The organism is Pseudomonas farris (assembly GCF_019145235.1).
In the GTDB taxonomy this organism is placed as follows: Bacteria; Pseudomonadota; Gammaproteobacteria; order Pseudomonadales; family Pseudomonadaceae; genus Aquipseudomonas; species Aquipseudomonas farris.
This window is the reverse complement of record NZ_JAHSTV010000005.1, coordinates 172,266-197,308: the sequence shown is the minus strand read 5'-3', so window position 1 is coordinate 197,308 and position 25,043 is coordinate 172,266. Positions and strand designations below refer to the sequence as shown.

Sequence of the window (25,043 nt, the reverse complement as noted above, 5' to 3'; positions counted from 1 at the left end):
TGAGTTTCAGCTGCCGATGTCCCGGCCGTGAGTGCGTAAAAGCTCGCTGATGAGTTCGCAGAAATGGCGTATCAGCGTCGTCTCCATGTCGGCGCGCAACGTGATTCTGATGGCTGCCTTGCCTTGTGCGACCACCGGGGAAAACACTGCCGAAGTGAAAAAAACCTGGCGGATATTAACGTAAAGCTTTTCCTTCAACGCGATGGAATTCCAGAGTGCGGTGAACTGCCCTGAAGTGCTGTCGGGTAATTGGATCGCGGGGACGAAACGAAACCGGGCTATCCTGCCGACTTAGTCGAACCGAAATCATCGAGCCCTCCCATGCTGCAAAAAAGCCTGATCCGCCGCCTCGACCTGATCACTCTCCAACTGTTTGTGGCCGTCCATGAAGAGGGCACCTTGACCCGTGCCGCTGCTCGCGAATCGATCGCGGTGTCGGCGGCCAGCAAGCGCTTGATGGAGTTGGAGGAGGCGCTGGGCATCAGCCTGTTCGTGCGCCAGGCCAAGGGCATGACCTTGACGCCGGCCGGTGAAACCCTGCTGCACCACGCCCGGCAGATGCTGTTCAACGTCGAGAAAATGGGTCTTGAGCTGGGCGAGCATAGCCACGGTGTACGCGGTTATGTGCGAATGCTCGCCAACCTGTCGGCGATCATTCAGTTCCTGCCTGAAGACTTGCGGGACTTTTCCGAGCGCCATCCGCAGGTCAAGACCGACCTCGAAGAACGCCCCAGCAGCGGGGTGATTCAGGGCGTGCTTGATGGCGTCGCGGACCTTGGGATCTGCTCCAGCGACAGTGACGTCAAAGGTCTGCACAGTGTTCTTTATCGCCGGGACAAACTGATGGTGTTGATGCCGTCCGATCATCCGTTGGCGACTCGTTCGACCCTGGCTTTTGCCGACACGCTGGGCAGTGATTACGTCGGCTTGCACGCCGCCAGTTCCATCAACAGGCGCACCCATGCGGCCGCGCGCAAGGCCGGTAAGGTGCTGAGGCTGCGGATTCATGTGCCGGGGTTCGATGCCATGTGCCGGATGGTCCAGGCCAACATGGGCATCGGCATCCTGCCGCAAAAGGCCTATGAACTGTTTGGTCGGGCGTTGGGTTTGCACGCGGTGCCGCTGACGGATGACTGGTCGGATCGTGCGTTGATTCTGGTGGTGCGCGATGAAGCGAGGCTGTCGCCGGTGAGCCGGATGTTGTTTGAGCAGTTGCGCGGTCAGGCCTGACAGTTCTCTATTGAATGGGCCGGCCTCATCGCGAGCAGGCTCGCTCCCACAGTTGATCTTCGGTGTTCACAAATCCCCTGTGGGAGCGAGCCTGCTCGCGATGGCGGACTTAAGGTCGCGGCAATTCTGCTGCCGAGCATTCGCGTTTCGCGAACGGTCGTTGCCAACTGAAGGTTGGATTCCTTGCCCCTCGGTCCTCTAGCCTTGGCTCATATTCCAAGAACAAGAGGTACCCCGCGATGACTGCCCCCTTGAGTGCAATCAAAGTGATCGAGATAGGCACACTGATTGCCGCGCCGTTCGCAGCACGCATGCTCGCCGAGTTCGGCGCCGAAGTGATCAAGATCGAAGCCATGGGCCAGGGCGATCCCCTGCGCAAATGGCGCAAGCTGCACGAAGGCACTTCGTTGTGGTGGTACTTGCAATCGCGAAACAAGAAGTCCCTTGCGCTGAATCTGAAATCCCCCGAAGGCATCGAGCTGGTCAAGCAACTGGCGACCGACGCCGATGTGCTGATCGAAAATCTGCGCCCCGGCGCCCTGGAAAAACTCGGCCTGGGCTGGGACGTGTTGCATGCTCTCAATCCCAACCTGACGCTGGTGCGTATTTCCGGTTATGGCCAGACCGGCCCGTACCGTGATCGCCCGGGTTTCGGTGCAATCGGCGAGGCCATGGGCGGGATTCGCTACACCACCGGCACCCCCGGTTCACCGCCCGCCCGAGTGGGTGTGAGTCTCGGCGATTCGCTGGCTTCGCTGCATGCGGTGATCGGCGCCTTGATGTCGCTGCTGCGAGTCAAGACAGGGCAGGGCGGCGGGCAGGTGGTCGATGTGTCTTTGGCCGAAAGCGTATTCAACGTGATGGAAAGCCTGGTGCCGGAATACGACATGCTGGGTCATGTTCGTGAGCGCAGCGGCGGGGCATTGCCGGGTATCGCGCCGTCCAACACTTATCTGACCGCCGACGGCGCTTACGTGGTGATCGCCGGTAACAGCGACCCGATCTATAAGCGCCTGATGGCGGTGATCGGTCGGGTCGATCTGGCCGAAGCGCCGGAGTTTGCGCATAACGATGGCCGCGCCGCCAAAAGTAATGTGCTCGACGCCGCCATCACTCACTGGACCAGCAGCCTACCTATCGACGAAGTGCTGTCGGCGTTGGAAGCTGCCGAAGTCCCGGCCGGGCGCATCTATTCGGTGGCTGATATCGTCGCCGATCCTCACTATCAGGCGCGGGGCATGCTGCTCAGCGCCGAACTGCCCGGTGGTGCCACGGTGAAGATGCCGGGCATCGTACCGAAAATGTCCGAGACCCCCGGCGGCGTGAACTGGTCGGGACCGAGTCTGGGTCAGCACACCGACGACATCCTCGCGGGGCTGGGCCTGACTGACCAGGACATCGAACGGCTGAAAGCTGAAGGGGTGGTGCAATGATCACTGATTATTCCCAGACCCTGATCGTTCAGGAAGTCTCCCCTCGTGACGGCTTGCAGATCGAGCCGACCTGGGTCGAAACCGTCGACAAGATTTCGCTGATCGATCAGTTGTCGCTGGTGGGGTTCAGCCGCATCGAAGCGGGCTCGTTTGTTTCGCCCAAAGCCATTCCGGCGCTACGTGATGGCGAGCAAGTGTTCAAGGGCATCGCCCGACGGCCAGGCGTGATCTATGTCGCATTGATCCCCAACCTCAAAGGCGCACAACGAGCGCTGGACTCGGGGGCCGATGAGCTGAACCTGGTGATGTCCGCCAGCCAGACCCACAACCTGGCGAATATGCGGATGCGCTGCGAGGCGTCATTGGCGGCGTTTGGCGAGATCGTCGAATTCGTTCGCGGCACGCAGGTGCGGCTCAACGGCAGCATCGCCACGACCTTCGGCTGCCCGTTCGAGGGCAGGATCGATGAGGACCGAGTGCTGCAAATCGTCGAGGCTTATCAGGAGCTCGGGATTCAGGGCATTACCTTGGCCGACACCACCGGCATGGCCAATCCGCGTCAGATCGATCGGCTGGTGCGCAAAGTCTTGCAGCGGGTTTCGTCGGCAGATCTGACCCTGCATTTTCACAACACTCGCGGCCTCGGTTTGTGCAACGTCCTGGCCGCCTATGAGGCCGGTGCCCGTCGTTTCGATGCGGCCCTCGGCGGCCTTGGCGGTTGCCCGTTTGCGCCGGGTGCTTCGGGCAATATCTGCACTGAAGATCTGGTCAACCTGTGCGATGAAATCGGTATTCACACCGGCATCGATCTGCCGTTGTTGCTGAAGTTGTCCCGAGGGTTACCCGCATTGTTGGGCCACGAAGTGCCCGGGCAACTCGCCAAGGCCGGACGCAATTGCGACCTGCACCCGACACCCACCTGAACACACCGAACACCCTGTGGGAGCGGGCTTGCTCGCGAAGGCGGCGTGTCAGTCACCATCAATGTTGAGTGTTAGACCGCTTTGGCGAGCAAGCCCGCTCCCACATAAAGCACCCACACAGATCACTTAAACCAGACAACAAAAACAATCGGGACTCCCTCGTGAAGTCCATCTGGAGAAACACTATGAGCCTCAATGTACTGGAGGCGGGCGCGAGCCCGTCCGTTAGCCACGACGCCGAAAAAGCCCTGGTCCGCAAAGTCGCCTGGCGACTGATGCCGCTGATCATGGTGTGCTACCTGTTCGCGTTTTTCGACCGCATCAACATCAGCTTCGCCAAGTTCCAGTTGCAGGCCGACCTGAGCCTGAGCGACACCGCTTACGGCCTCGGTGCCGGGCTGTTTGTGGTCGGTTACGTGATCTTCGAAGTGCCGAGCAACATGATGCTCTACAAGGTCGGTGCGCGGCGCTGGATCGCCCGGATCATGATGTCCTGGGGTGTCGCCACGGCGGCCATGGTCTTCGTCAACAGCGAATGGCAGTTCTACGCCTTGCGCTTCGTGATCGGTGCGATGGAGGCGGGTTTCGCGCCCGGCGTGCTGTATTACCTGACACTGTGGTTTCCGCAGCACTATCGCGGGCGCATAACCTCGATGCTGTTTCTCGCGTCGGCGTTTGCCGGGCTGGTTGGCGCACCGTTCTCCGGGCTGGTGCTGCAACACCTTGATGGCTTCCTTGATATGCGCGGCTGGCATTGGCTGTTTCTGCTCGGTGGAGTGCCTTGCATCGGCCTCGGTTTGTTGGTGCTGACCTTGCTCAAGGACCGCATCGAAGACGCCCATTGGCTGACGTCGTCGGAGAAGAAACTGCTCGCCAGCCGTATCGCTCACCACGAACCGCACAAGAGCGGCGGTTCCTTGCTGGCAGCCTTGCGGATTCCGGGTTTCCTGATGCTGGGGCTGATTTACTTTCTGATTCAGGTAGCGTCCTACGGCTTGAATTTCTGGGCACCGCAACTGATCCGCAGTGCCGGCACCGAGAGTCCGGTGATGATCGGCTTGCTGACCGCCATTCCCTATGTCTGCGGCGCCATCAGCATGGTGGTGATCGGGCGGTTGTCCGATGCCACCGGTGAGCGGCGCAAGTTTGTCGCAGGTCTGGTGGCGGTAGGCGCGGTGGGGTTCTTCAGCGCAGGGATCTTCGCTAACCATACGACTTTCCTGATTGTCGCCCTGGGCTTGCTCGGTGCCGGGATCATCGCCTCCATCCCGAGCTTCTGGACCTTGCCGCCGAAACTGCTGGCCGGTGCCGGCGCAGGTGCCGCTGGCGGAATCGCGGTGATCAACACCCTTGGCCAGTTCGGTGGGATCGTCAGCCCGGTCATGGTCGGGCGAATCAAGGACCTGACCGGCAGCACCACCCCGGCCCTGTACGTCATCGGCGTCGCCGCGCTGATCGCCGCTGCGTTGCTGCTGTGGGGATTGCCGCAGAAGCTGCGCACGCTCGATAAGTTCTGAAATCTGCGGCGTCAGGAAAACCGCTTTCGCGAGCAAGCCCGCTCCCACATTTAACCGTGTCCAACTTTGGAATTCGGTCAAGTGTGGGAGCGGGCTTGCTCGCGAAGACTGACTCACAGCAACAAAGCACTAGTGGTTCTACGCTCAAGGACGTTTAAGTTGTACGCTCCGGTCGGACCCAGCCTCAAGGTTGCTAAACACATGCTAACCGGCCTCAACCACCTGACCCTCGCCGTCACCGACCTGAACCGCAGCGTGGCGTTCTATCAAGATCTGCTGCAACTCCAGCTTGAAGCCTCGTGGGACACCGGCGCCTATCTCTCATTACCCGGTCTATGGCTGTGCCTGTCTCTCGATCCGCTGCGCGAGTCCGCGCCCGCCGCTGACTATACCCATTACGCCTTCAGTATCGGCGCTACGGACTTTCCGTTGTTCGTCGAACACCTGCGATCCGTCAACGTGCCGGAATGGCGAGACAACCGCAGCGAAGGCGCGTCGTTCTATTTTCTCGACCCGGACGGGCACAAGCTTGAGGCGCATGTCGGGGATCTGGCGTCGCGGCTGGCGGCGTGTCGGCAACGGCCGTATGCGGGGATGAAGTTCTTCGACGATCAGTGAGTCGATGCTCGGGGTCCTGAGATAGACTTGCGTCCATTCGTCCGGCGTTTCAACAGGAATTCCCATGACCCCATCGCTGCTAATGGCCGTTCTCGCCTCGGGCTTCATTTATGGCATCACGCCGGGGCCGGGTGTGCTGGCGGTGTTCGGCATCGGCGCGGCGCGCGGTCGGCGGGCCGGAGCGGGATTTCTGTGCGGGCATTTGCTGGGCGACGTGGTCTGGTGCAGCACGGCGCTGATCGCGATTGTCGGTGCGCGGGAAATCGGCAGCACAGCGTTCGATGTGCTGGGCGTATTCAGTGGGCTCTACTTGTTCTGGCTGGGTCTGCGCGCGGTTCGGGCTCGGCGGGGCAGTGTCGAGGCGCCTCAGGGGCCGGCGCGGCAGCCGTTCTGGCACGGCATCATGTTCGGTCTGACCAACCCCAAGGCATACCCGGTGGCGGTGGCGACCTTTACTGCGCTGCTGTCCAGCCGTGCAGAATTGCTGCATTGGTCGATGCTGCCGTGGTTGATCGTCCTCAGCTTCATTGGTGGCCTTATGGCCTACGCTATCCTCATAGGCATCGTCGGTGCACGTCAGGTGCGCACGTTGTATCAACGCCATGAACTGGTGATCACGCGGTTGTGCGGGGTAATGTTCATCGGTTTTGCCATTAATGCCCTGGTGCATGCGCTGCCGGGGCTGGTGACGAACAAGGCTTGAGGCTGATCGCAAGGAAGCGTCAGCTGCACAGTCATCGCTCGGGCGTATGACCGGTCAGGGAGGGTTGTTCAATGTTGCATTGTCCGGACACGCTCTCGGCATCATGGAAACCAGAAATTCCGCACCACTGGCCAGCTACATCGACCTCTTGCTGGACGCCGTCTGTGCGGTGGATAAACAAGGTCGCTTCGTATTTGTCAGCGCGGCCTGCGAGCGCATTTTCGGTTACACCCCCGACGAGCTGATTGGCCAGCCGATGATCGACCTGGTGCATCCCGCCGACAGACAGCGCACCCTCGACGCCGCGCGGGAGATCATGGGGGGCGAGCCCAAGCTCAACTTTGAAAATCGTTACCTGCGCAAGGATGGCCGGGTGGTGCATATTCTCTGGTCGGCGCGCTGGTCGGAGATCGATCAGCTGCGCATTGCCGTGGCGCGCGACATCACCGAGCGCAAACAGGCCGAGTCCCGGCAAGCGGCGCTGTACGCAATCTCCGAGGCGGCCCACGCGGCAGAAGATCTGCTGGCGCTGTTCAAACGCGTCCATTCGATCATCGGCGAATGGCTCCCGGCGTTGAATTTCTCCGTGGCGCTGTATGACGAGCACTGCGCGCAGCTGAATTTTCCCTATCACGTCGACGACCGTGAACCGCAACCCGAGGAGCCCGGGACTGTGACCGGGCGTCTTTGCAGTGAAGTAATTCGCAGCGGCTTGCCGATTCTGCTGACCCCGGATCAGGACAATCCGCCGGCGGGTTTTGCGGCGCTGGTCGCGGGCCAGGATTCGCCCTGCTGGCTGGGCGTGCCATTGAGTTCGCAGAACAACGGCACCATTGGCGCGTTGATCGTTAAAAGCGTACCGGGCGGCGAGCGTTACACCGAGCAAGACAAGGAACTGCTGCAGTATGTTTGCGCTCAGGTCGCGACTGCTATCGAGCGCAAGCAATTGCATGCCCGGCTCCAGCGCATGGCCCAGTACGACCAACTGACTCAGTTACCCAATCGCGAGTTGCTGCGCGAACGCCTCAAGGCCTCACTGGCGCTGGCCCGGGAAGACTCCGGTCGAATGGCGTTGCTCTACGTCGATCTCGACCGCTTCAAGCAAGTCAACGACACCCTTGGTCATGCGGTCGGCGACATGCTGCTGCAAGCGGTCGCCAATCGGCTCAAGGGCTGCGTGCGCGAAACCGACACCGTAGCGCGTATCGGCGGTGATGAATTTGTCGTGTTGTTGCACAGCATCCACGCCGCGGAAGACGCCGAGAATGTGGCGGGAAAAATCCGCCAGGTACTAGTTCAGCCCCTGCGCCTGGACGGGCATAGCCTGAACATCCAGCCGAGTATCGGTGTCGCGCGATACCCCGAGCATGGCACTGAAGAGAACCAGCTGTTCAGGCATGCCGATGAGGCGATGTACAGCGCCAAGCGCCAGCATCATCTGCGTCTCGGGGCCTGAAAGCTCGTCACCGTTCGTCGCAGCGTTGCCAGTTTTTCTAAACCTTTTTGGCTATGGAAATTCTTATTCTATGCGGGCGGCTGCTCGCTGCTCTCATCATCAAGAGGATGAAAACCATGCCTACTTCAAAAAATCCGAGTCCGGGTAGTGCCCATGATCGAACGAAGGCGTCTGAAGCTGGTCGCAAAGGTGGGAAAACCACCACGACGACCGTTGATAAAGACTCCGCGAAAGGCGGCATGGGCCGCAAAGGTGGTCAGAAATCCCGGTAATAGTGAAGGTGGTTTTATTAAAAGACGGGGGCGCAAGCTCCCGTTTGAATTTTCAAAGAAGGAGGGCGCGACCATGAGCCGGATGGCCACCCGTTTACGCAATGCCAGTTTTGTCACGTTACTGGGCCTGTTTGCCAACAGTGCCTTTGCCCAGTCAGCCGCTGAATTCATCAACGAAGCATCGGCCAAAGGCATGGCCGACATCGAAGCCAGTCGCCTGGCGCACCAGAAAACCGAGTCCAAAGAGGTCAAGGATTACACCATCGTGGTGATCAACGACCTCACCACCGCCAACCAGCATCTGGCGAAAATTGCCAAGCAACTCGATTTACCGGTCGCACCGCGCGAAGAGGTGATGGATAAGGCCAAAGCCTTGATTCCAGAGGTGAAGGACGATGCGTCTTTCGATCAGGCGTATGCCGCCAGTCAGGTGAAAACCACCCAACAGACCATCGAGCAGCTTCAACAACAAGCGCAGACCACGGACGTGCCGCAAATCAAAGCGTTTGCCGAAGAAACCCTGCCCAAACTGCAAAACCATCTGCAAATGGCCAGGGCCCTGCAAGCCAGTCGCTAGCACCAATGGCGCGGGTGACGTCGCTGGTCACCCGCGGGGCATGGGTCAACATTCATTCATCCTGTTTCTTTGTTTCCGGGACGACAGTACCGTCCAGGGAAATCGTTTCGCCCTCGCCGAGGTGGCGATATTTCTTTCTCAATTCTTCCAACTGTTTGAGATCCAGCGATTCGAGCCCCAGCATCGCGTTCTGCGCTTCTTTCGTTACTCGCAATAACTCATCGATCTTCAAGTGCAAAATATCCGTGTCGCGGTTCTGGGTGTTCTGGATAAGGAACACCATCAGGAAGGTGATGATGGTGGTCGACGTGTTGATGATCAGCTGCCAGGTATCGTTGAAATGGAAAATCGGTCCACTCAAACCCCACAGGATAATCAGAACGATCGCCCCCAGAAATGTCCGGGGCAGGCCGGCCCACAGGGAAAGTTTCTGTGCAATTTTTGCAAATTTCATTGCCGTGTTCCTTATAGGGATGCGCCTGATTTTCAGACAGCACGGGCAAAACGAAAATTCTGCTGAATATTACCTGCGGGATGAAAAGCCGGTGTGCTGAACCCTCTGTCAGTGCTCATCGCTCGGCGCCGAAAAAGTCGCAACCATTTCCACCGACATGGGTCACTACTTCAAGCCCCTGAAACTGGAGAACAGCATGAACCTCGCCCGCACGTTTTACCTTTGTTGCTGCCTGCTTGCGCTGCAGGGCTGCTTCGATAACTCGGATAACGAGACTAAAGACAATACTGACGGCACCAAGTCTTCGGTGCAGATGCAGGAGAAGGGTAGTGATAAGCAGTGAGGGTTGATGCCAGTTTGTAAATTGGTTGCTCGCACCCTTCGCCCGGAGTTGCGGCTAAGGACTTGTTTGCGTCTGGAATCTTTGATTGGAATCTTTCTTTGTGCCGGTTTGTGTCTAGTATCAAATGGTAGTCAATTTGCCAGTATGCCAACACACGGATCGAAACCAAGTCAGAGGTCACTCATGGAATTCTTTGAGAAGTTAGCAAGCCTAGCCGCCAAGGTTCGTTTGCAAAGCGCTTCAATTCAGACGGAGGAGGCGACTAAAAATGCTTTTGTGATGCCCTTCATCAGTACGGTGCTGGGCTACGATGTCTTTGATCCGAGTGAGGTGACTCCAGAATTCGTTTGCGATGTCGGAACGAAAAAAGGAGAAAAAATTGACTACGCAATCATGAAGGAAGGAGAGGTACAGATCCTCATCGAGTGCAAAAAAATAGGCGAGTCGCTGCACATCAATCACGCCTCCCAGCTATTTCGCTATTTCCATGTTACCAGCGCTAGAATCTCTATTCTCACCAATGGCCAAGTCTATAGATTTTTCACCGACCTGGATGCGCCCAACAAGATGGATGAGAAACCGTTTCTTGAGCTCGATCTTCTGGATATCGATGAGTACTCCGTCCCCGAATTGATCAAGCTCACCAAGTCTGCATTCGACGTGGATTCGATCATCAATGCTGCAGGCGAGCTGAAATACGTCAGTCAGATCAAAAAGGTCATTGCTTCGCAGGTCATCAAACCTGATGACGACTTTGTAAAAGTCTTCGCCTCCCGAGTGTACGACGGGGTCATAACTCAGAAAGTCCGTGACCAGTTCCACGAGCTGACGAGAAAAGCAGTTGTGCAGTTTCTCAATGATCAGATCAATGACCGGCTCAAATCAGCTATGAGGGGTACCATTCAGCCTGCGCTGGCATCGATACCGGTTCCTGCCAGCGGCAGTGATCCAACAGATCAGCGTGACGAATCAGAGGATAAAGTGCTGACGACCCTGGAAGAATTGGAGGGTTATCACATTGTCCGTGCGGTAGTTCGTGCGGTTGTGGACGCTAAACGAATAGTGCAGCGCGACACGCAAAGCTATTTTGGAATCTTGCTCGATGACAATAATCGCAAGCCGATTTGTCGCCTTCATTTCAATCGTTCACAAAAGTACATTGGGATTTTTGACGAAGAAAAAAATGAAACGCGGCATCCGATTGGCTCGGTTGATGAGATTTACGATTATTCGGATCACTTGAAGAAGACAGTTGGATACTACGACTGACCGTGTTGGGTAAACGGCATACAAAGAACCGGCCCCTTGAGGCCGGTTTCTTTTTACATATCTATTCACGCCGACAGCGTCACCTCAGTCTTCCAGCTGAAGTACCCCAACGCTTCACAGCGCTGGTTAATCAGCATGAAGCTCAGTTCGCAGGCCGCCACGCCGGTGCTCAGTTGCGAGCACTCCCAATAATGATCATCGGCCGTGTGGCTGCCCGGTTGGGTCGGGTTGGATGGGTCGGGCGCGGGGACTGTCTGTTCGCCGTGGACGACCAGTTTGGGCGGCGAGAGAATCCCGGTATCGCCCATCGAAATGTTGTGAAATACAACGCTGTGTTCGGCCAGCAGGCTGACGGTTCTGCCGCGGATATGAAAGACTTGTCCGTTGGCTGTTAGCGTAATTTTACTGTCATTTTTAGCATTTTGTGTTGTCGTTGTACCACTGATGGCGAAAATGAAGCCGTCTTCAATCACAGTCGGGTTTTGCGGTTCAAGGCTGGGTTGCGGATAACGGGACAGCAGCGATTCGGCATCGACGATCAGCAGCACATTATTGGCTGTCACGACGCTCGCCGAAGGGGAGGTAATCGGTTCGGAAGTCATCATGGATTCCTTTCATGATGTTGACGCATATCGATAGCCGCTTCGGTTCAAGCAAGAAATCCATTCCAGCCGAGGCGGCAACGAGCCCGGTAGGCCCCTTGTTGCCAAAGGGCCCGGCCCATCATCAGTTGCGGATGGTAATGAACGGATCCCACGAGCAGCAGCCGACGATTTGGCAGTCGCGATCCACGATCAGAAAGTGGAAGTGATAGGTCACACTGCCGCACGAAAGTGTTTCCGAAGACCAGTAATGGTTATCGACTTTCTGGCAGCTAGGCACCGATGGGTTGCTGGTGTTAGGGACGGCGACGCAGGCGGTAGCCTTGCGCGGCGTGGGTGTGGAGATCAACTCGTTGCCTACATTACCGATGAACTTGTAGAAAATCACCGCAGTCTCGAAGCTCTGCGACAGGCTGGTTTCACGCCAGCGAATCAGATCGCCCACCTGGGCTTTCAGGTTGAGCTCACCACCGGCCTGGCCACTTACCACGTTGTTCTGATTGGTCACCATGTATACATGACTGACGTCGATCAGCGTTGGCGCAGCAGGGTTTTTGCTGATGTTCGGGTAGTTTTTCAGAATGGTTTCGGTGTCGATCGAAACAAGTACATCCGTGACTCGAGACATAGTAAAGCTCCTTTGAACATAGTGATTACCTGGCTACCTACCAGGTACGACAACGCTTGTTGCCTTGCGGCCGTTGCGAACACACTACTGGGGAACCCATTCGATCACGGGGGTACGAGCTGGCCTTGCTCCTTGCCTTGAAATGACGGGTTGGGTTCCTTCCAACAGGCCGCGAGTAGGACTATAGATGCCATTTTTATACTGTCAAAATCGCTTTTGCCTTCGGTCGACGAACGGTGCTTTTGGTTATCACTTTCAATGATTTTGCGATAAGAGAAAGCTCACTCAGATCCCTATGCCTCCAAAAGTGGAGATAGGGCAGCGCACACCGGTCAATGTATCGTAGCGAACCGGTTGTCTGCCTCTGACTATAACCACCGACAGGAGAGCGATATGAGTTGGTCCGCCAAACAATACGTAGCTTTTGAAGATGAGCGAACGCGCCCGGCGCGTGACTTGCTGGCCGCCATCCCCGCAATGGACGTCCAATCGGCAATCGACATCGGTTGCGGCCCGGGAAATTCCACCGAGTTGCTGGTGCAGCGCTTTCCCAATGCCGCGGTGCGAGGGGTGGACAGTTCACCCGATATGATCGAGGCCGCCCGCAAGCGCATGCCTCACCTGCGTTTCGACACGGTTGACATTGATACCTGGAACGAGACCGGTCCGTTCGACGTGATTTTCGCCAACGCGGTATTGCAATGGCTGCCCGATCACGCCCGGTTGCTGCCGTCATTGGTGGCCAGGCTTGCTCCCGGCGGTAGCCTGGCGATTCAGATGCCCGACAACCTCAACGAACCGTCGCACAGGTTGATGCGCGAGGTCGCAGCGAACGGCCCTTGGGCTGACAAACTGGCAAGAGTCGCTGGCCTGCGAACGGAAATGGAGGATGCGGGTGGTTACTACTCGATGCTGCGTGCCCACTGCACCCGGGTCGATGTATGGCGCACCACTTACTATCATCCCCTCGCGGATGGCGCGTCGGGCATTGTCGAGTGGTTCAAGGGCAGCGGTTTGCGGCCTTTTCTTGAGCCGCTGAATGAAGCGGAGCGAGTGCAGTATCTCGAGCAGTATCTGACGGCGATCGAGAGGGCCTATCCGGCACTGAGCGATGGTTCAGTGCTGTTGCCGTTTCCGCGGTTGTTCATGGTGGCGACGCGCTGACCTACAAAGGGATATGCCTGGCTGTTTGTCCCTTTGGTTGACCAACCTTCGAACCATCAGCCCTGCTGCAAAACCTTGAGCGCCGCCGAGGCCAGAAACCCGGAGCGACTCTTCTCTTCCGGATGATGCAGTACGTACTCATCGATGCGGTTGAGCAGGTAGCCGGGCAGGGTGATGTTGAGTTTCTGGGCCTTGCCCAGGTATTTGGTGACATCGATGTCCACCACGGCCCACGTACACCCTGCGTATTGCGGATTGGCCGCATGCAGGGTCACTTTGTTGGCGGGCGGAATCGGTGATCCGTCTTCCGCCAATATTTCGAAATGGCCTTCGATGGCTTCGCGCGCCATGGCCATGGCGTCATCCAGATCCTCGCCGGCGGAAAAACAACCCGGAATATCCGGTACTTCTACACCCCAGGCGTGTTCGTCATCGCTCATGGAAATCGCAATTGGGTAAAGCATGTTCGTCATCCTCCGAAGGCGCTGTCCATCGGCTCGTCAGAGCAGCGCCTGTTGCAAAATACTGATGGCCGTTTTTTTGAGCAGATCCTTTTTCGGAGGAGGAACCGTTACCAGTCCTGGCTTGGTCGGATGCTTGAAATGGTGATGGCTTCCCTTGATTGGTACCAGATACCAGCCATCTGCAACGATTTGGCTTATCAAAAACCGGCTATTCACATCACTTCCGTGTGGTGTGCTTGTGGTTACTATACCTACTGAAATCCACTGATCAACACTATAACCACCAATGCATCCTGAGCACCGAGGTGTTAGCGGCATGAAACGAGTCTAGGAGGGCATTTGGCGTAACTTGGGCAAGGCCGGCTTCTGTATTGCAGGGTTTTGCCGAGGCGCTGGAGAGCGAGGGAGATCAAATTTCATGCATAAAAAAACCGGCCACTTCGGACCGGCTCTTGTGTTCCCTCGAGTATCACGCTGTAGCTTTTAAATCAGCTGATCAATCAAAACCGCGTTGGTATAGACCAAGCTTCCATCGCTCGCTCGATGCCCGACCAAATGGAACTGACCGCGCCCGTGCTGCAAGTAGACGCGCATTTGGCAGTCGGACAAGGGGTCGTATCCCTCTGGCAGGATCAAATCCATTGAGCTCATGTCGACATCAACCATGGCTTCAGGCTCATGGGTCTTCTGTAGGCGTTCTTCAGCTTGCTCCAGACGCAGATGGAGGGGGCCATCGACATCAAAGCTGATCTCACCCACCGGGGTGGATTTTTGGGCGCCGCTGGGTTTGCACCAGCCTTCGATCGTCAGGTTACTCATGACGAAATCTCCGTCGTGGACTGCTGGACTCTGTAGCTCTTGTCTCTTCTCATCATCAGGATTGAGTATAGCTGGCAACTCGGCCTTGCTTGCTGTACCCACGTCAATTCGCCACGCCTATTTAGTCCCGAGAGACGTAATGCTGAATATCCATAGTTATATGTAGCGAATAGCTTTAAACGATTAACTTAATGTTCGAATTGGAATATCCGGGCCCCGGAATTTTCAGAAAAAGCGCTTGATCCGTCCATGCACTATACTTCTTGCGGACTTTGCCGTCGGAATGGATGGTACTTGTCTGCCCTGCTTGGACGTCAGTGGCGATGCTGTTGCATAACCAGTGAACAACAGGAATAGGATGACAGAAAATGGCAATAGCAATTATCTTGATACTAATCGTTATTGCATCAGTGTTGTTCCATATACTAGCGCCTTGGCATGCGACACCGGCAGCTTCTAACTGGGGATCAATAGACACCACCCTGTTCATCACCCTGATCATTAGTGGGATATTTTTCATCGCCATCACGGTATTTATGGCGGTAGCCGTGATGCGTTATCGTCACAAAGAGGGTGCCAGGGCGCACTATCAGCCAGAAAGTAAAAAACTGGAAACATGGTTGATTATCGTGACCTCGGTAGGTATTGCTGCAATGTTGGCGCCAGGCCTGGTGGTTTACAGTGATTTTATCCGGGTGCCGAAAAATGCGTATGAACTTGAAGTGGTCGCCCAGCAGTGGCAGTGGGCCTTTCGTTTTCCCGGCCAGGACGGCAAGCTGGGTAAATCGGATATCAAGTTTGTTAATTTCACCAATCCCCTCGGCCTTGATCCCAAAGATCCTCTTGGGCAGGACGATGTGCTTATAAAAAACAATGAAGTTCGCCTTCCGCTCGATCAGCCAGTGAAAGTTTTACTGCGCTCTAAAGATGTGCTGCACAACTTCTATATCCCGCAAATTCGCAGCAAGATGGACATGGTGCCGGGGATGGTGTCGTACTTTTGGTTTACGCCGACTAAAACCGGGAAATATGAAATCCTTTGTGCTGAATATTGTGGCGTAGGTCATTACAATATGCGCGGCCAGATGATCGTGGAAGAGCAGGGCGCCTTCGATCAATGGCTGAACAGCCAACCCACTTTTGCGCAGACATTAACGACAGCTGCCAAACCCAGTCAGGACAGCGTGCTGGAAAAAGGTCGCTTACTGGTCGAACAATACGGTTGCGGTGCCTGCCATAGCCAGGATGGCAGTACCCGTCTCGGCCCTGGATGGAAGGGGCTGTACGGTCGCACTGAACAGTTTGCCGATGGCACCAGTGCGCTGGTCGATGAGGCCTATCTGAAGGAGTCGATCCTCGATCCGAAGGCCCGACTGGTACAGGGCTACCCGCCAGTCATGGTGGCCTATACTCTCACTGAAGATGAACTGGGTGCTGTCGTCGCCCTGATCAAATCTTTGGGTGCCGCGCAGCAAGAACCTTCTGCCAGCGAAAAGTTGGACAGAGGTGACGACTTGGCGACGCAGGGGCAGCGGCTGGCCGAGTCGCTCGGCTGTCTGGCCTGTCACAGTGTCGATGGTAGCAAGGGTGTCGGCCCCAGCTGGCAGGGTCTCTATGGCGAGACCGTAACCCTTGCCGACGGTACGAGTATCAAGGCCGAGGAGGGCTATATAAAGGATTCGATTCTTAATCCCGGCGCCAAAATCGTCAAAGGCTACGCAGCCGTCATGCCGGCCTTTGCGCCGAATGATCAGGAGTTGAACGCACTGATCGCTTTTATCAAATCCAAAGCGAAAGCCGACGCTGATGCGAGCAAGGCGGAGCCAGGGAAGTAGCCGTAAAGCAGCCAGGAATGCACCGAAACTTCGAACAGGAGGATGACGTGATGGCCTATGCGGAGCAAGCCGAAACAGAAGCACTACACGAACCCAAAAGTTTCCTGACCAAATATATCTGGAGTCAGGACCACAAGGTCATAGCCATTCAATATTCTTTGACGGCTCTATTCGTGGGCGTTATCGCCGTGGTGTTGTCCGGCTTGATGCGTATACAGCTTGGCTTCCCCGGCACTTTGGAGTTCATGGACGCCAGTGCTTACTATCAGGCGATGACCATGCACGGCATGATCATGGTCATTTACTTGCTGACGGCCTTGTTTCTGGGTGGCTTCGGTAACTACCTGATCCCGCTGATGGTGGGCGCCCGCGACATGGTCTTCCCCTATGTCAACATGCTGAGTTACTGGTTCTACCTGTTAGCGGTAGTGGTGTTGCTCTCCAGTTTCTTTGTCCCCGGCGGCCCCACCGGTTCGGGCTGGACGCTCTATCCGCCACAGTCCATTTCTCAGGGAACACCGGGAGTCGAGTGGGGCATCGTCCTGATGCTCGTCTCACTGGCGATTTTTATTGTTGCAGCCACCATGGGCGGGTTGAACTATGTAACCACGGTGTTGCAGGCGCGCACGCACGGCATGACATTGTTTCGCATGCCGCTCTCCGTATGGGGCATCTTCATTGCCTCGATTATGGCCTTGCTGGCGTTCCCGGCGTTGTTCGTCAGTGCGGTCATGATGCTGTTCGACAAGCTGTTGGGCACCAGCTTCTTTATGCCGGCGATGATCTCGCTGGGGCAGCAGATCGATCACCAGGGTGGCAGCCCAATATTATTCCAGCACTTGTTCTGGTTCTTCGGCCACCCGGAGGTCTACATCGTGGCTCTGCCTGCGTTTGGCCTGGTCTCCGACTTGATCAGCACGCATGCGCGTAAAAATATCTTCGGCTACCGAATGATGGTGTGGGCCATTATTGCGATTGGCGTACTCAGCTTTGTGGTCTGGGCGCACCATATGTATGTCAGCGGAATGAACCCGTACTTTGGCTTTTTCTTCGCCGTCACCACCTTGATCATCGCGGTGCCGACCGCACTGAAAGTCTACAACTGGGTGCTGACCCTGTGGCGGGGCGACATTCATCTGACCGTGCCGATGCTGTTTGCCCTGGCCTTTATCGTCACCTTCCTGGTCGGCGGTCTGACCGGGTTGTTTCTCGGCAATGTGATCGTGGATATTCCGCTCTCGGACACCTATTTCGTCGTAGCCCATTTTCATATGGTCATGGGGGTCGCACCGGTGCTGGTGGTCTTCGGCGGCATTTATCATTGGTTCCCGAAAGTAACCGGGCGCATGTTGAACGACACCCTGGGCAAACTGCATTTCTGGATTACCTTTCTGGGTACCTACGCCATCTTCTTTCCCATGCACTACCTCGGTTTTCAGGGGATGCCACGCCGTTACTACGCCTATGAAAACTACGCGTTCATCCCGCAGTCGGCGCAAGAGTTGAATGCCTTCATTACGGTGATCGCATTGACCGTCGGTGTTTCCCAGCTGTTGTTCCTGTTCAACCTGGCCTGGAGTGCATTCAAGGGCAAGCCCGCAGGCAGTAATCCCTGGGGCGCGGCCAGTCTGGAATGGCAAACGCCGAACACCCCGCCGATACACGGTAACTGGGGAGCGAAGCTGCCGGTCGTGCATCGCTGGGCCTATGACTACAGTGTGCCGGGGATAGAACAGGATTTCGTTCCGCAAACGGTCTCCGCCGAGGAGCTGGAGCAGATGCGGCAACTGAGTGCCGGAACCAAGATAGCGGACGTTAAAACATGAAAAGGCTGCTATTGAGAAACGCCGACGGTGCTGACCCCGGCGGCAGTTGGAGTCGCGACCCTGGGGGTATTCAGGCCACCGAGGCTGATAGAAGTCAAATCGCAAGAACGGGCCTGCGCTTGTTTCTGGTCGTGGTGAGCTCGTTATTCTTTCTCTTCCTGTTCGCCTTTATTGCCCGTTCACAAATGGCCGACTGGCTCCCCCTGACAGACCCCTTGGCGCCGTTAGCCAATCTCTGGCAGCTATGGCTGAATTCGGCTTTTCTGGTATTGAGTTGCATAGCACTGCAGTGGTCGCGTATGGCCGCCCGACAGGCTCGACTGGACGCAACGGTCATCGGTTTTGCATTGGGAGGCGTATTTGCCATTGCCTTTCTGGTGGGGCAATTCTGGGTCTGGCAGCAGTTTGTCGCGTGGGGCTACTTTGTCGCCAGCAATCCGGCCAACAGCTTCTTCTACCTGTTGACCGGCCTGCATGGGCTCCACCTGCTGGGCGGGCTGATAGCCTGGGGAATAATCGTCGCTAAATTCCTGCGTCGCGTGCCGTTGCCGCAACTCAGCGTCAGCGTAGAACTCTGTACCATTTATTGGCATTACTTACTGGGTCTTTGGTTCGTGCTATTCGCTTTGCTGGCCAGCACGCCGGAAACCTATGAAGCGATCGCCAGATTCTGCGGCCTGAGGTGAAAAGCCATGGCATCGCACCCACTCGCCCCAGGCGAATCCAGTTCATCCAATCCCCCAGACTCACCGCCTGCACCGGGATGGCAGGGCATCGCCAGCGACTGGGCCTCGGATAAAGAGGTCTTCAAGCAGGTCCCTTGGGGCAAGGCGATGATGTGGATATTCCTGCTCAGCGATACTTTTATATTCACCTGTTTTTTAACCGGCTACATGTCGGTACGCATGACCATCACCACCGCCTGGCCGAACCCCAGTGAAGTGTTCGCATTGACGATTGCCGGTCAAGAAATCCCGCTTATTCTGATCGCGATCATGACCTTTGTGCTGATCAGTAGCAGCGGCACCATGGCCATGGCCGTTAATTTCGCCTATCGCCGTGAGCGCGCGAAAACCGCTGCCCTGATGCTGGCGACCGCTGCCTTGGGGGTGACCTTCGTCGGCATGCAGGCATTTGAATGGACCAAGCTCATCGCGGAAGGAGTGCGTCCTTGGGGGAACCCCATGGGGGCGGCGCAATTTGGTGCCAGCTTTTTCATGATTACCGGTTTCCACGGACTGCATGTGTCTATCGGCGCCCTCTACCTCGGTATTGTGGCGCTGAAAGTAATGCGGGGAGATTATGAGCGCTCCGGAAACTATCAGAACGTCGAGATAGCCGGGCTCTACTGGCACTTCGTGGATTTGGTGTGGGTGTTTATTTTTGCTTTCTTCTATTTATGGTAGAGGAGCACGGGTGATGGCACATGCTCAGGGTCAGCAACATCCAATCAGTTTGTACCTTAAAATCTGGGGGCTGTTATTCGTCCTCAGCACGCTGTCGTACCTTGTCGACTATTTCCACTTCCATGGCTACCTTCGGTGGTCCCTGATTATCACTTTCATGTTGTTGAAGGCAGGTTTAATTGTCTCCATCTTCATGCACATGGCCTGGGAACGGTTGACCATGGTCTACGCCATATTGTTGCCACCTTTATGTTTACTGGTGCTCGTCGGACTGATGGCCACCGAGGCAGACTATGTTTTCCTCAGCCGGGTCATTTCCTTCGGCCAATAAGCAGCCTCCGAATGGCCATGAGTCTCCAGGGCTAACCCGATATCACTCGCTTGAATTGATGCCATTTGTGCTGCCAGGCCACTGTCCAGTGGGGGGCTGCCGTTCCCGTGCCGGCGACCGTCAGCGTTGGATGATGTTCGATGACCCGGTCCAATACTGGTTCCTGATCCGGTTCAACATCCACGAAGAAGATATGTTTTCCCTCTTCTACCATCTGTTTAAAATTGCGGAAGTGAGCGTTCGGCACCTGGATACCAAAAAAGCCGCCTTCCCAGATGCAGAAGCCAAATATAACAATGGCCAGGAAAATAAAAGGCACCCAGCCTGCGGCGGATTCGGTCCAGCCCATCCAATAGGCGCCGGCAAGGATCAGCGCCGCGAGTGGCACACCGACCACAGCACCAATCTCGCCAGAGTGAACAACATCCTGTTTCATTAACGAGTTAACCTCGTGGAGGTGATGTTCTTCAACATCAGCAACTTGTTCACTGAGCACGTGAATTTGTTCGCTATTGATGCCGTTGGCTTCCAGTTCATTTTCAACGGCTTCGAGATCGTCGAGATTGTCACTGATGTAATAGTGTCGATTCATGCCACACCTCCCATCTCGTGTTGGCTGTGAACCTCCTCTGTCCTGCAGCCGCTAACTGAGATTTGCAGTCGGTATCTGTACACGTGGGGAACGTTGCACACTTCATGCAATTCGTAGGAAGTATAGCATTCGCTAGTATGTGGGACGGGTAACGTCAAGATCTGAGAGGTGGCAGGGCTTGGCGCAAGCCCCTAAACCCCAGACACAAAAAAACCGGCCATCAAGGCCGGTTTTTTTCTGTTCCTGCATCCCCCGTCAAAAACTGGCGTGAGATAAAAATTCGATTGGAGCGGGTGAAGGGAATCGAACCCTCGTTATCAGCTTGGGAAGCTGGAGTAATGCCATTATACGACACCCGCTCAGAGCGGCTGACTTTGTACCAGATGTGGGCGTGAAAATGAAGTTTTTCTTTGCGCGCGATGGCTTTAGCACGGGTGAAACGAAAGCATCGACCGCGTAGCGGTCATTCGCGGGCAAGCCTCGCTCCTACAGGAATGCGTTTAACGCTGCAGGGTGGGGCTTGCTCGCGATGACTCTGTTTCAGATTGCCAATGCATGGTGGTCCTGGACGTAGTGGTAACGCGGCCGGCTTTCGTGTTGCGTCGGTTTCAGGAAGCCCAGCAGTGCGTTGCGGCTGTCTCGGCAGGCAGCTTTGTGCTCCATGTCGAGAAAGTGGCCGGTGGCCTGAAGGGTGCTGAAGGTGCTGTGCTGCACGTGGCCGGCGAATAGCTTGGCATCGGCGGCGGCGGTGTACTCGTCCCATTCGCCGTTCATGAACAGCACTGGCACGTTGATTTTCTTCGCCGCGTTCAGGTAGCACTGACGGTCGCTGTGAAGTACGTCGCTGATGTGAAAATGCATTTGCCCGTATTCATGTTCGGCCAATGAACTGACGTGACGGTAGTTGAAGCGCTTGAACAGCGAGGGCAGGTGTTTGCCGATGGTGCTGTTCACCAAGTCACCGACCCGGTTCCCGTCACGGCTGCCGAGATAATCGACACCGCGCTCAAGGTAGTCGAGCATGTGCTCGTTGACCACCGGCGAGAACGAGCTGATCACAGCCTTTTCGATGCGCCGTGGCTGTTGGGCGAGGGCGACCAGAGTGGCGGCGCCACCAAAGGAAAACGACAGCACGTGCTCGGCGGCGAAGTGGTCGATCAGCTCAAGGAGGATCTGCCCTTCGATTTCCTTGGTGAGCATTTTCTCATGCAGGTTGTGGGCTTTTGACTTGCCCGCGTAGGGCTGGTCGTAGCACACCACATTGAACTGCGGATAAAGGTTTTTCACGGTTTGGGCAAACGACGCAGTCGTGGACATCGAGCCGTTGACCAGAATGATGGTCTTTTCTGCGGCGTCTGCGCGATAGAACTCCGTGTAAACCCGATACTGACCTTGTATATCCAGCACAGCGATTTCTGGCCTCATGTCATAAGACTCCTGGCAAGCGGGTATGCGCGCAAATCAGATTGCACGAGCTTTGTGACAGGTAGGCATACGCCTGGAATTTTGAAGGCCCATGTCGATCCATTGAAAGCCGGTCGACGGGTATTGTTATAAGCGGGCAGTTTGCCGGGGGAAGGCGGAACCTGAGGGTTCTCTGCCGGCAAAAAGTTTCTTAGAGTAGTTTTGTGACTCGTCGGTCACGTTTCGCGCCGACGTCCTGATTCAAGCAGGGGTCACGTCATCGCGCAAGTATCTTTCGAAAAATTTTCACCGGCTTCTGCTGAGCGGTCGCCTGCTTAGATCATTCGGATCTCATCGCTGCTCAACGGCCGGTATTCGCCGGGCTTCAACGTGTCGTCGAGCACCAGCGGACCCATGCATTCGCGGTGCAGGCGCAACACCTTGTTGTCGAAGTGGCCGAACATCCGTTTGACCTGATGATAGCGGCCCTCGACGATGCTCAGGCGCGCAGATTTTGGCCCGAGCACGAACAATTCGGCCGGTTGTGTGGTGAGGTCTTCGAAGGCGAAATACAGCCCTTTGGCGAAGGTGATCGCATATTCGGCAGTGATGTCCTGCTCCGTCTCGACGTAGTAGACCTTGGGCAGTTTGGTCTGCGGTTGGGTCAGGCGTCGCGACCAGCTGCCATCGTTGGTGATCAGCATCAGGCCGGTGGTGTTGAAATCCAGGCGACCGGCGATGTGCAGGTCATCCTTGTCCGGTTCATCGATCAGGTCGAGTACCGTCGGGTGTTGCGGGTCGCGGGTGGCACTGACGCAGCCGGGTGGTTTGTACAGCATGAAGTAGCGGGCCGGCTTGCCAGCTTGCAGCACTTCGTCGTCGACTTCCACGCGGCTGAACTCGAGTACCTCGGCGTGAGGGTCGCTGACAACTTCTCCGTCGACCCTGACGCGCTTTTCCACCAGCAACAGGCGTACCTGCTTACGGTTGAAGCGGGGCAGGTTGCTGAGGAAACGGTCAACGCGCATGGCTAGGGTTCGGTGGAAGGATTCAGTGGGAGAGCACCGCGCATCTTACGTGATCGGCCAAGCGGCTGCTTGCAACTGCATCTCGACCTGGGCGCAGGCCGGGCACAGGCAGGACTTGTCGCGCAGCTCGGCGGGCAATGCCTGGAGCACCGCCGGATCGATGCTGACGCCGTAGCACCAGCAGGCACGATCAACGGTTCGCGGGTCAGCCAGGCTGCAGTCGTTGGAGGCGCCGCAAGCCGGGCAGAGGTCAGGTTTATTCATGAAGGGGCATTCGGTTACGGCCGGTTTGTTTGGCCCGAGACCGCGCATGATCGGCCGGCAAGCACTCCTGCGCAAGCCGGCGATCCCGCAAATCAACGCCGATCTTGCAGATACGCCCGCCACCCGCCCAAATGACTGATATCCACCGCCCCCTCCAGCCCATAAGGCTCACAGATAAACCCGCTCTCCCAGCGCCCATCCGCCAGTTGTACCTTGCCCAACCCCAGCGGTGCCGCAATAGCGGTCAGGAACGAACCCAACTCACTGCTTGGCAACTCCCATACTTCTACCGCTATCGCCGCGCCACCCTCCTTCACTCGGACCATGCCAGGGCGATAGGGTGGGCCACCGGCCAGGGCATACAGTTGATAGTCGGGGGAACTGTGAGTGGCTTCGAGCAAACGGGCTCCACGCTGCTTGAGTTGCCAGTTCAGCGCCAGCCCATCCAGATGCGCGCCGCAGACCACCAGCCGTGCGCGATCATTGCGCGCACTATTCGTCGGCGCAGGCGCGGCCAACCCTTGCTGGCGTTGCAAGGCATCCGCCACGCTCAACAGATACTGATCGGTAAATGCCCGGCCGAACAACGTCACGCCCCATGGCAAACCATTGCCCATGAATCCGCTGGGCACGGCGACGGCGGCGTAATCGAGCAGGTTCATGAAGTTGGTGTAGTAGCCCAGTTCCGAGTTGCGCAGCACCGGTTCGGTCGCAAGCTCCGCCAGTGTCACCGGGCGGCCGATGGTTGGCGTGACCACGCAATCAAGGCCTTCCAGGGCTTTGTCGCACAGCGCTTTCAAAGCCTGCAGACGGTATTGGGCGCGGAAGGTTTGTACGCCGGTCACCGCTGGGGCTTTGGTCAATACGGCGCGAATCACCGGCAGCACGGCTTGAGGATGTTGCTCCATCAACTCGCCGGCCACGCTGTAACGTTCCGCCACCCACGGCCCTTCGTAGAGCAACCGCGCCGCTTCGAGAAACGGCGACAAATCCAGCTCGACCGCTTCGCCGCCCATGGCTTTGAGCTGGTCGATGGCGTCGCCGAACAGCAACGGGCCTTCAGGACAGCCGAAGAACGCCAGATCCTGCGCACGGGGTACGCCGAAACGGAATGGACGCGGTGTGCCGAAGGCCGAACCGTCATTCCACAGCGGATTACTGCGGCTGTATTCGTCCCGTGGATCGAGATGAGCGGTGAGTGCGAGCAACTGACTGGCCTCCCGGGCCGTGGCCGTGAAGGTCGTGACGCAATCGAGCGTTCGACAGGCCGGAACCACACCGGCAGTGGAGATCAGCCCTTTGCTGGCTTTTAAACCGACCAGATTATTCAATGCCGCCGGCACGCGACCGGAGCCTGCCGTGTCCGTGCCCAGGGAAAAGCTCGCCACGCCGAGCGCCACCGCCAGTGAAGACCCGGCGCTGGAACCGCCCGACGGATATTCCGGCAACACGCTGTTCGGGCAAGCGCCATAGGGCGAGCGGCTGCCATTGAGGCCAGTGGCGAACTGGTCGAGATTGGTCTTGCCCAACGGAATCGCACCCAGCGCCAGCAGTTGCTCGACGATGGTTGCCGAGCGTTCCGGCACATAAGCAAACGCCGGACACGCCGCCGTGGTGGGAATGCCCGCCAGGTCAATGTTGTCCTTGATCGCGAACGGCACGCCGTACAGCGGCAGGCTGCCTGGGTCACGATCGTCGAGTGCGGCGAGGTACGGTTCCAGTTCCAGGGCGCTGAGCAAATGGATGAATAGGTGATAGTCCGGGTTCAGTGCCGCGGCTTTTTCACGCAGGCTCAGCAGCAGTTGCCGAGGCGTAGTGCTGCCGTCACGATAAGCGTTGCGCAGGGCGTCGAGTTGCAGATTGATGTTCATGGCGTTAATCCTTT

Annotated in this window: 28 protein-coding genes, 1 tRNA gene and 1 pseudogene; 17 read left to right on the top strand and 13 right to left on the bottom strand. The window is 56.9% G+C overall.

Features of this window, described 5'->3' with window-relative positions:
• Positions 1-6: 6 nt before the first annotated feature.
• A pseudogene (locus KVG95_RS30395) lies at positions 7-162 on the bottom strand (aminotransferase class I/II-fold pyridoxal phosphate-dependent enzyme); the annotation flags it as partial.
• Between the two features lie 159 nt (positions 163-321).
• Here KVG95_RS30395 and KVG95_RS12220 point away from each other — a divergent pair.
• From KVG95_RS12220 to KVG95_RS12180, 9 genes are all read left to right on the top strand, one after another.
• Positions 322-1,230, top strand: coding sequence for a LysR family transcriptional regulator (locus KVG95_RS12220; RefSeq protein ID WP_217856639.1), 909 nt, complete (start codon positions 322-324; stop codon positions 1,228-1,230).
• Between the two features lie 239 nt (positions 1,231-1,469).
• Positions 1,470-2,663, top strand: a complete 1,194-nt coding sequence (locus KVG95_RS12215; protein WP_217856638.1) for a CaiB/BaiF CoA transferase family protein — start codon at positions 1,470-1,472, stop codon at positions 2,661-2,663.
• Positions 2,660-3,586, top strand: a complete 927-nt coding sequence (locus KVG95_RS12210; protein WP_217856637.1) for a hydroxymethylglutaryl-CoA lyase — start codon at positions 2,660-2,662, stop codon at positions 3,584-3,586. Before KVG95_RS12215 ends, KVG95_RS12210 begins: the two co-directional genes overlap by 4 nt.
• A 185-nt stretch (positions 3,587-3,771) precedes the next feature.
• On the top strand, positions 3,772-5,103 hold the full coding sequence (locus tag KVG95_RS12205; RefSeq protein WP_050682197.1) for an MFS transporter: 1,332 nt from the start codon (positions 3,772-3,774) through the stop codon (positions 5,101-5,103).
• A gap of 201 nt (positions 5,104-5,304) precedes the next feature.
• Entirely contained in the window at positions 5,305-5,721 is a 417-nt protein-coding gene (gene fos, locus KVG95_RS12200; protein ID WP_217856636.1) for a fosfomycin resistance glutathione transferase, read from the top strand.
• Positions 5,722-5,785: 64 nt separating this feature from the next.
• Complete coding sequence (locus KVG95_RS12195; RefSeq protein WP_217856635.1) at positions 5,786-6,424, top strand: LysE family translocator; 639 nt, start codon at positions 5,786-5,788, stop codon at positions 6,422-6,424.
• Positions 6,425-6,527: 103 nt separating this feature from the next.
• Positions 6,528-7,880 (top strand): sensor domain-containing protein, encoded by a 1,353-nt coding sequence (locus tag KVG95_RS12190; RefSeq protein WP_217856634.1) that lies wholly within the window; start codon positions 6,528-6,530, stop codon positions 7,878-7,880.
• Positions 7,881-7,996: 116 nt separating this feature from the next.
• Complete coding sequence (locus tag KVG95_RS30145; protein WP_008014777.1) at positions 7,997-8,152, top strand: KGG domain-containing protein; 156 nt, start codon at positions 7,997-7,999, stop codon at positions 8,150-8,152.
• Positions 8,153-8,225: 73 nt separating this feature from the next.
• Positions 8,226-8,729, top strand: a complete 504-nt coding sequence (locus KVG95_RS12180) for a DUF4142 domain-containing protein (RefSeq protein WP_052964796.1) — start codon at positions 8,226-8,228, stop codon at positions 8,727-8,729.
• Between the two features lie 52 nt (positions 8,730-8,781).
• On the opposite strand, the gene KVG95_RS12175 is transcribed toward KVG95_RS12180, so the two are convergent.
• On the bottom strand, positions 8,782-9,183 hold the full coding sequence (locus tag KVG95_RS12175; protein ID WP_217856633.1) for a low affinity iron permease family protein: 402 nt from the start codon (positions 9,181-9,183) through the stop codon (positions 8,782-8,784).
• 196 nt (positions 9,184-9,379) lie between these two features.
• Between KVG95_RS12175 and KVG95_RS12170 the strand changes: the two genes are divergently transcribed.
• The gene (locus KVG95_RS12170) at positions 9,380-9,526 is read left to right on the top strand and encodes a hypothetical protein (RefSeq protein ID WP_217856632.1); all 147 of its coding nucleotides are present in this window, start codon (positions 9,380-9,382) and stop codon (positions 9,524-9,526) included.
• A 183-nt stretch (positions 9,527-9,709) separates the two neighbouring features.
• The gene (locus tag KVG95_RS12165) at positions 9,710-10,795 is read left to right on the top strand and encodes a type I restriction endonuclease (protein ID WP_217856631.1); all 1,086 of its coding nucleotides are present in this window, start codon (positions 9,710-9,712) and stop codon (positions 10,793-10,795) included.
• Between the two features lie 65 nt (positions 10,796-10,860).
• On the opposite strand, the gene KVG95_RS12160 is transcribed toward KVG95_RS12165, so the two are convergent.
• Both KVG95_RS12160 and KVG95_RS12155 read right to left on the bottom strand, forming a co-directional pair.
• Positions 10,861-11,397, bottom strand: a complete 537-nt coding sequence (locus tag KVG95_RS12160) for an AidA/PixA family protein (RefSeq protein ID WP_217856800.1) — start codon at positions 11,395-11,397, stop codon at positions 10,861-10,863.
• Between the two features lie 124 nt (positions 11,398-11,521).
• Positions 11,522-12,025: an inclusion body family protein gene (locus KVG95_RS12155; protein WP_052964793.1), complete on the bottom strand. Its 504-nt coding sequence runs from the start codon at positions 12,023-12,025 to the stop codon at positions 11,522-11,524.
• Positions 12,026-12,418: 393 nt separating this feature from the next.
• Between KVG95_RS12155 and tam the strand changes: the two genes are divergently transcribed.
• Positions 12,419-13,189 (top strand): trans-aconitate 2-methyltransferase, encoded by a 771-nt coding sequence (gene tam, locus KVG95_RS12150; protein ID WP_217856630.1) that lies wholly within the window; start codon positions 12,419-12,421, stop codon positions 13,187-13,189.
• 56 nt (positions 13,190-13,245) lie between these two features.
• Here the strand turns inward: tam and KVG95_RS12145 are convergent, their stop codons facing one another.
• The 3 genes from KVG95_RS12145 to KVG95_RS12135 form a co-directional block, all read right to left on the bottom strand.
• Positions 13,246-13,653 (bottom strand): type II toxin-antitoxin system HicB family antitoxin, encoded by a 408-nt coding sequence (locus tag KVG95_RS12145; RefSeq protein ID WP_217856629.1) that lies wholly within the window; start codon positions 13,651-13,653, stop codon positions 13,246-13,248.
• Between the two features lie 36 nt (positions 13,654-13,689).
• The gene (locus KVG95_RS12140; RefSeq protein WP_217856628.1) at positions 13,690-13,869 is read right to left on the bottom strand and encodes a type II toxin-antitoxin system HicA family toxin; all 180 of its coding nucleotides are present in this window, start codon (positions 13,867-13,869) and stop codon (positions 13,690-13,692) included.
• A gap of 267 nt (positions 13,870-14,136) precedes the next feature.
• Positions 14,137-14,472: a hypothetical protein gene (locus KVG95_RS12135; RefSeq protein WP_217856627.1), complete on the bottom strand. Its 336-nt coding sequence runs from the start codon at positions 14,470-14,472 to the stop codon at positions 14,137-14,139.
• A 368-nt stretch (positions 14,473-14,840) separates the two neighbouring features.
• Here KVG95_RS12135 and KVG95_RS12130 point away from each other — a divergent pair, with 368 nt between their 5' ends.
• The 5 genes from KVG95_RS12130 to KVG95_RS12110 are packed head-to-tail and all read left to right on the top strand — an operon-like array spanning position 14,841 to position 19,870.
• Positions 14,841-16,307, top strand: coding sequence for a c-type cytochrome (locus KVG95_RS12130; RefSeq protein ID WP_217856626.1), 1,467 nt, complete (start codon positions 14,841-14,843; stop codon positions 16,305-16,307).
• A gap of 50 nt (positions 16,308-16,357) precedes the next feature.
• Positions 16,358-18,133, top strand: coding sequence for a cytochrome c oxidase subunit I (gene ctaD / locus KVG95_RS12125; protein WP_217856799.1), 1,776 nt, complete (start codon positions 16,358-16,360; stop codon positions 18,131-18,133).
• Entirely contained in the window at positions 18,130-18,819 is a 690-nt protein-coding gene (locus KVG95_RS12120) for a cytochrome c oxidase subunit 3 (RefSeq protein ID WP_217856625.1), read from the top strand. Before ctaD ends, KVG95_RS12120 begins: the two co-directional genes overlap by 4 nt.
• 6 nt (positions 18,820-18,825) lie before the next feature.
• Positions 18,826-19,539: a heme-copper oxidase subunit III family protein gene (locus KVG95_RS12115; RefSeq protein ID WP_123721971.1), complete on the top strand. Its 714-nt coding sequence runs from the start codon at positions 18,826-18,828 to the stop codon at positions 19,537-19,539.
• A gap of 13 nt (positions 19,540-19,552) precedes the next feature.
• Positions 19,553-19,870: a cytochrome C oxidase subunit IV family protein gene (locus tag KVG95_RS12110; RefSeq protein ID WP_030132679.1), complete on the top strand. Its 318-nt coding sequence runs from the start codon at positions 19,553-19,555 to the stop codon at positions 19,868-19,870.
• 31 nt (positions 19,871-19,901) lie between these two features.
• Here the strand turns inward: KVG95_RS12110 and KVG95_RS12105 are convergent, their stop codons facing one another.
• The 6 genes from KVG95_RS12105 to atzF all read right to left on the bottom strand — a co-directional run bounded on the left by KVG95_RS12105 (position 19,902) and on the right by atzF (position 25,029).
• Positions 19,902-20,462, bottom strand: a complete 561-nt coding sequence (locus KVG95_RS12105) for a hypothetical protein (RefSeq protein ID WP_052964786.1) — start codon at positions 20,460-20,462, stop codon at positions 19,902-19,904.
• Positions 20,463-20,747: 285 nt separating this feature from the next.
• Positions 20,748-20,821: transfer RNA gene (locus KVG95_RS12100), tRNA-Gly, on the bottom strand.
• A 181-nt stretch (positions 20,822-21,002) separates the two neighbouring features.
• Positions 21,003-21,887, bottom strand: coding sequence for an alpha/beta fold hydrolase (locus KVG95_RS12095; RefSeq protein WP_217856624.1), 885 nt, complete (start codon positions 21,885-21,887; stop codon positions 21,003-21,005).
• Between the two features lie 314 nt (positions 21,888-22,201).
• A complete protein-coding gene (locus KVG95_RS12090) occupies positions 22,202-22,894 on the bottom strand; it encodes a pseudouridine synthase (protein ID WP_217856623.1) in 693 nt (230 codons plus the stop codon).
• 45 nt (positions 22,895-22,939) lie between these two features.
• Positions 22,940-23,158: a cysteine-rich CWC family protein gene (locus KVG95_RS12085; RefSeq protein ID WP_052964783.1), complete on the bottom strand. Its 219-nt coding sequence runs from the start codon at positions 23,156-23,158 to the stop codon at positions 22,940-22,942.
• A gap of 92 nt (positions 23,159-23,250) precedes the next feature.
• On the bottom strand, positions 23,251-25,029 hold the full coding sequence (gene atzF, locus KVG95_RS12080) for an allophanate hydrolase (RefSeq protein ID WP_217856622.1): 1,779 nt from the start codon (positions 25,027-25,029) through the stop codon (positions 23,251-23,253).
• Between the last annotated feature and the right edge of the window lie 14 nt (positions 25,030-25,043).

Coding starts and splice junctions, on each gene's coding strand:
- KVG95_RS12175 (WP_217856633.1), bottom strand. CDS start 9,183: ATGAAATTTGCAAAAATTGCACAGAAACTTTCCCTGTGGGCCGGCCTG.
- KVG95_RS12210 (WP_217856637.1), top strand. CDS start 2,660: ATGATCACTGATTATTCCCAGACCCTGATCGTTCAGGAAGTCTCCCCT.
- KVG95_RS30145 (WP_008014777.1), top strand. CDS start 7,997: ATGCCTACTTCAAAAAATCCGAGTCCGGGTAGTGCCCATGATCGAACG.
- KVG95_RS12105 (WP_052964786.1), bottom strand. CDS start 20,462: ATGAATCGACACTATTACATCAGTGACAATCTCGACGATCTCGAAGCC.
- fos (WP_217856636.1), top strand. CDS start 5,305: ATGCTAACCGGCCTCAACCACCTGACCCTCGCCGTCACCGACCTGAAC.
- KVG95_RS12130 (WP_217856626.1), top strand. CDS start 14,841: ATGGCAATAGCAATTATCTTGATACTAATCGTTATTGCATCAGTGTTG.
- KVG95_RS12220 (WP_217856639.1), top strand. CDS start 322: ATGCTGCAAAAAAGCCTGATCCGCCGCCTCGACCTGATCACTCTCCAA.
- ctaD (WP_217856799.1), top strand. CDS start 16,358: ATGGCCTATGCGGAGCAAGCCGAAACAGAAGCACTACACGAACCCAAA.
- KVG95_RS12145 (WP_217856629.1), bottom strand. CDS start 13,653: ATGCTTTACCCAATTGCGATTTCCATGAGCGATGACGAACACGCCTGG.
- KVG95_RS12110 (WP_030132679.1), top strand. CDS start 19,553: ATGGCACATGCTCAGGGTCAGCAACATCCAATCAGTTTGTACCTTAAA.
- KVG95_RS12215 (WP_217856638.1), top strand. CDS start 1,470: ATGACTGCCCCCTTGAGTGCAATCAAAGTGATCGAGATAGGCACACTG.
- KVG95_RS12115 (WP_123721971.1), top strand. CDS start 18,826: ATGGCATCGCACCCACTCGCCCCAGGCGAATCCAGTTCATCCAATCCC.
- KVG95_RS12085 (WP_052964783.1), bottom strand. CDS start 23,158: ATGAATAAACCTGACCTCTGCCCGGCTTGCGGCGCCTCCAACGACTGC.
- KVG95_RS12165 (WP_217856631.1), top strand. CDS start 9,710: ATGGAATTCTTTGAGAAGTTAGCAAGCCTAGCCGCCAAGGTTCGTTTG.
- KVG95_RS12090 (WP_217856623.1), bottom strand. CDS start 22,894: ATGCGCGTTGACCGTTTCCTCAGCAACCTGCCCCGCTTCAACCGTAAG.
- KVG95_RS12190 (WP_217856634.1), top strand. CDS start 6,528: ATGGAAACCAGAAATTCCGCACCACTGGCCAGCTACATCGACCTCTTG.
- KVG95_RS12160 (WP_217856800.1), bottom strand. CDS start 11,397: ATGACTTCCGAACCGATTACCTCCCCTTCGGCGAGCGTCGTGACAGCC.
- KVG95_RS12195 (WP_217856635.1), top strand. CDS start 5,786: ATGACCCCATCGCTGCTAATGGCCGTTCTCGCCTCGGGCTTCATTTAT.
- tam (WP_217856630.1), top strand. CDS start 12,419: ATGAGTTGGTCCGCCAAACAATACGTAGCTTTTGAAGATGAGCGAACG.
- KVG95_RS12095 (WP_217856624.1), bottom strand. CDS start 21,887: ATGAGGCCAGAAATCGCTGTGCTGGATATACAAGGTCAGTATCGGGTT.
- KVG95_RS12135 (WP_217856627.1), bottom strand. CDS start 14,472: ATGAGTAACCTGACGATCGAAGGCTGGTGCAAACCCAGCGGCGCCCAA.
- KVG95_RS12180 (WP_052964796.1), top strand. CDS start 8,226: ATGAGCCGGATGGCCACCCGTTTACGCAATGCCAGTTTTGTCACGTTA.
- KVG95_RS12155 (WP_052964793.1), bottom strand. CDS start 12,025: ATGTCTCGAGTCACGGATGTACTTGTTTCGATCGACACCGAAACCATT.
- KVG95_RS12170 (WP_217856632.1), top strand. CDS start 9,380: ATGAACCTCGCCCGCACGTTTTACCTTTGTTGCTGCCTGCTTGCGCTG.
- atzF (WP_217856622.1), bottom strand. CDS start 25,029: ATGAACATCAATCTGCAACTCGACGCCCTGCGCAACGCTTATCGTGAC.
- KVG95_RS12120 (WP_217856625.1), top strand. CDS start 18,130: ATGAAAAGGCTGCTATTGAGAAACGCCGACGGTGCTGACCCCGGCGGC.
- KVG95_RS12205 (WP_050682197.1), top strand. CDS start 3,772: ATGAGCCTCAATGTACTGGAGGCGGGCGCGAGCCCGTCCGTTAGCCAC.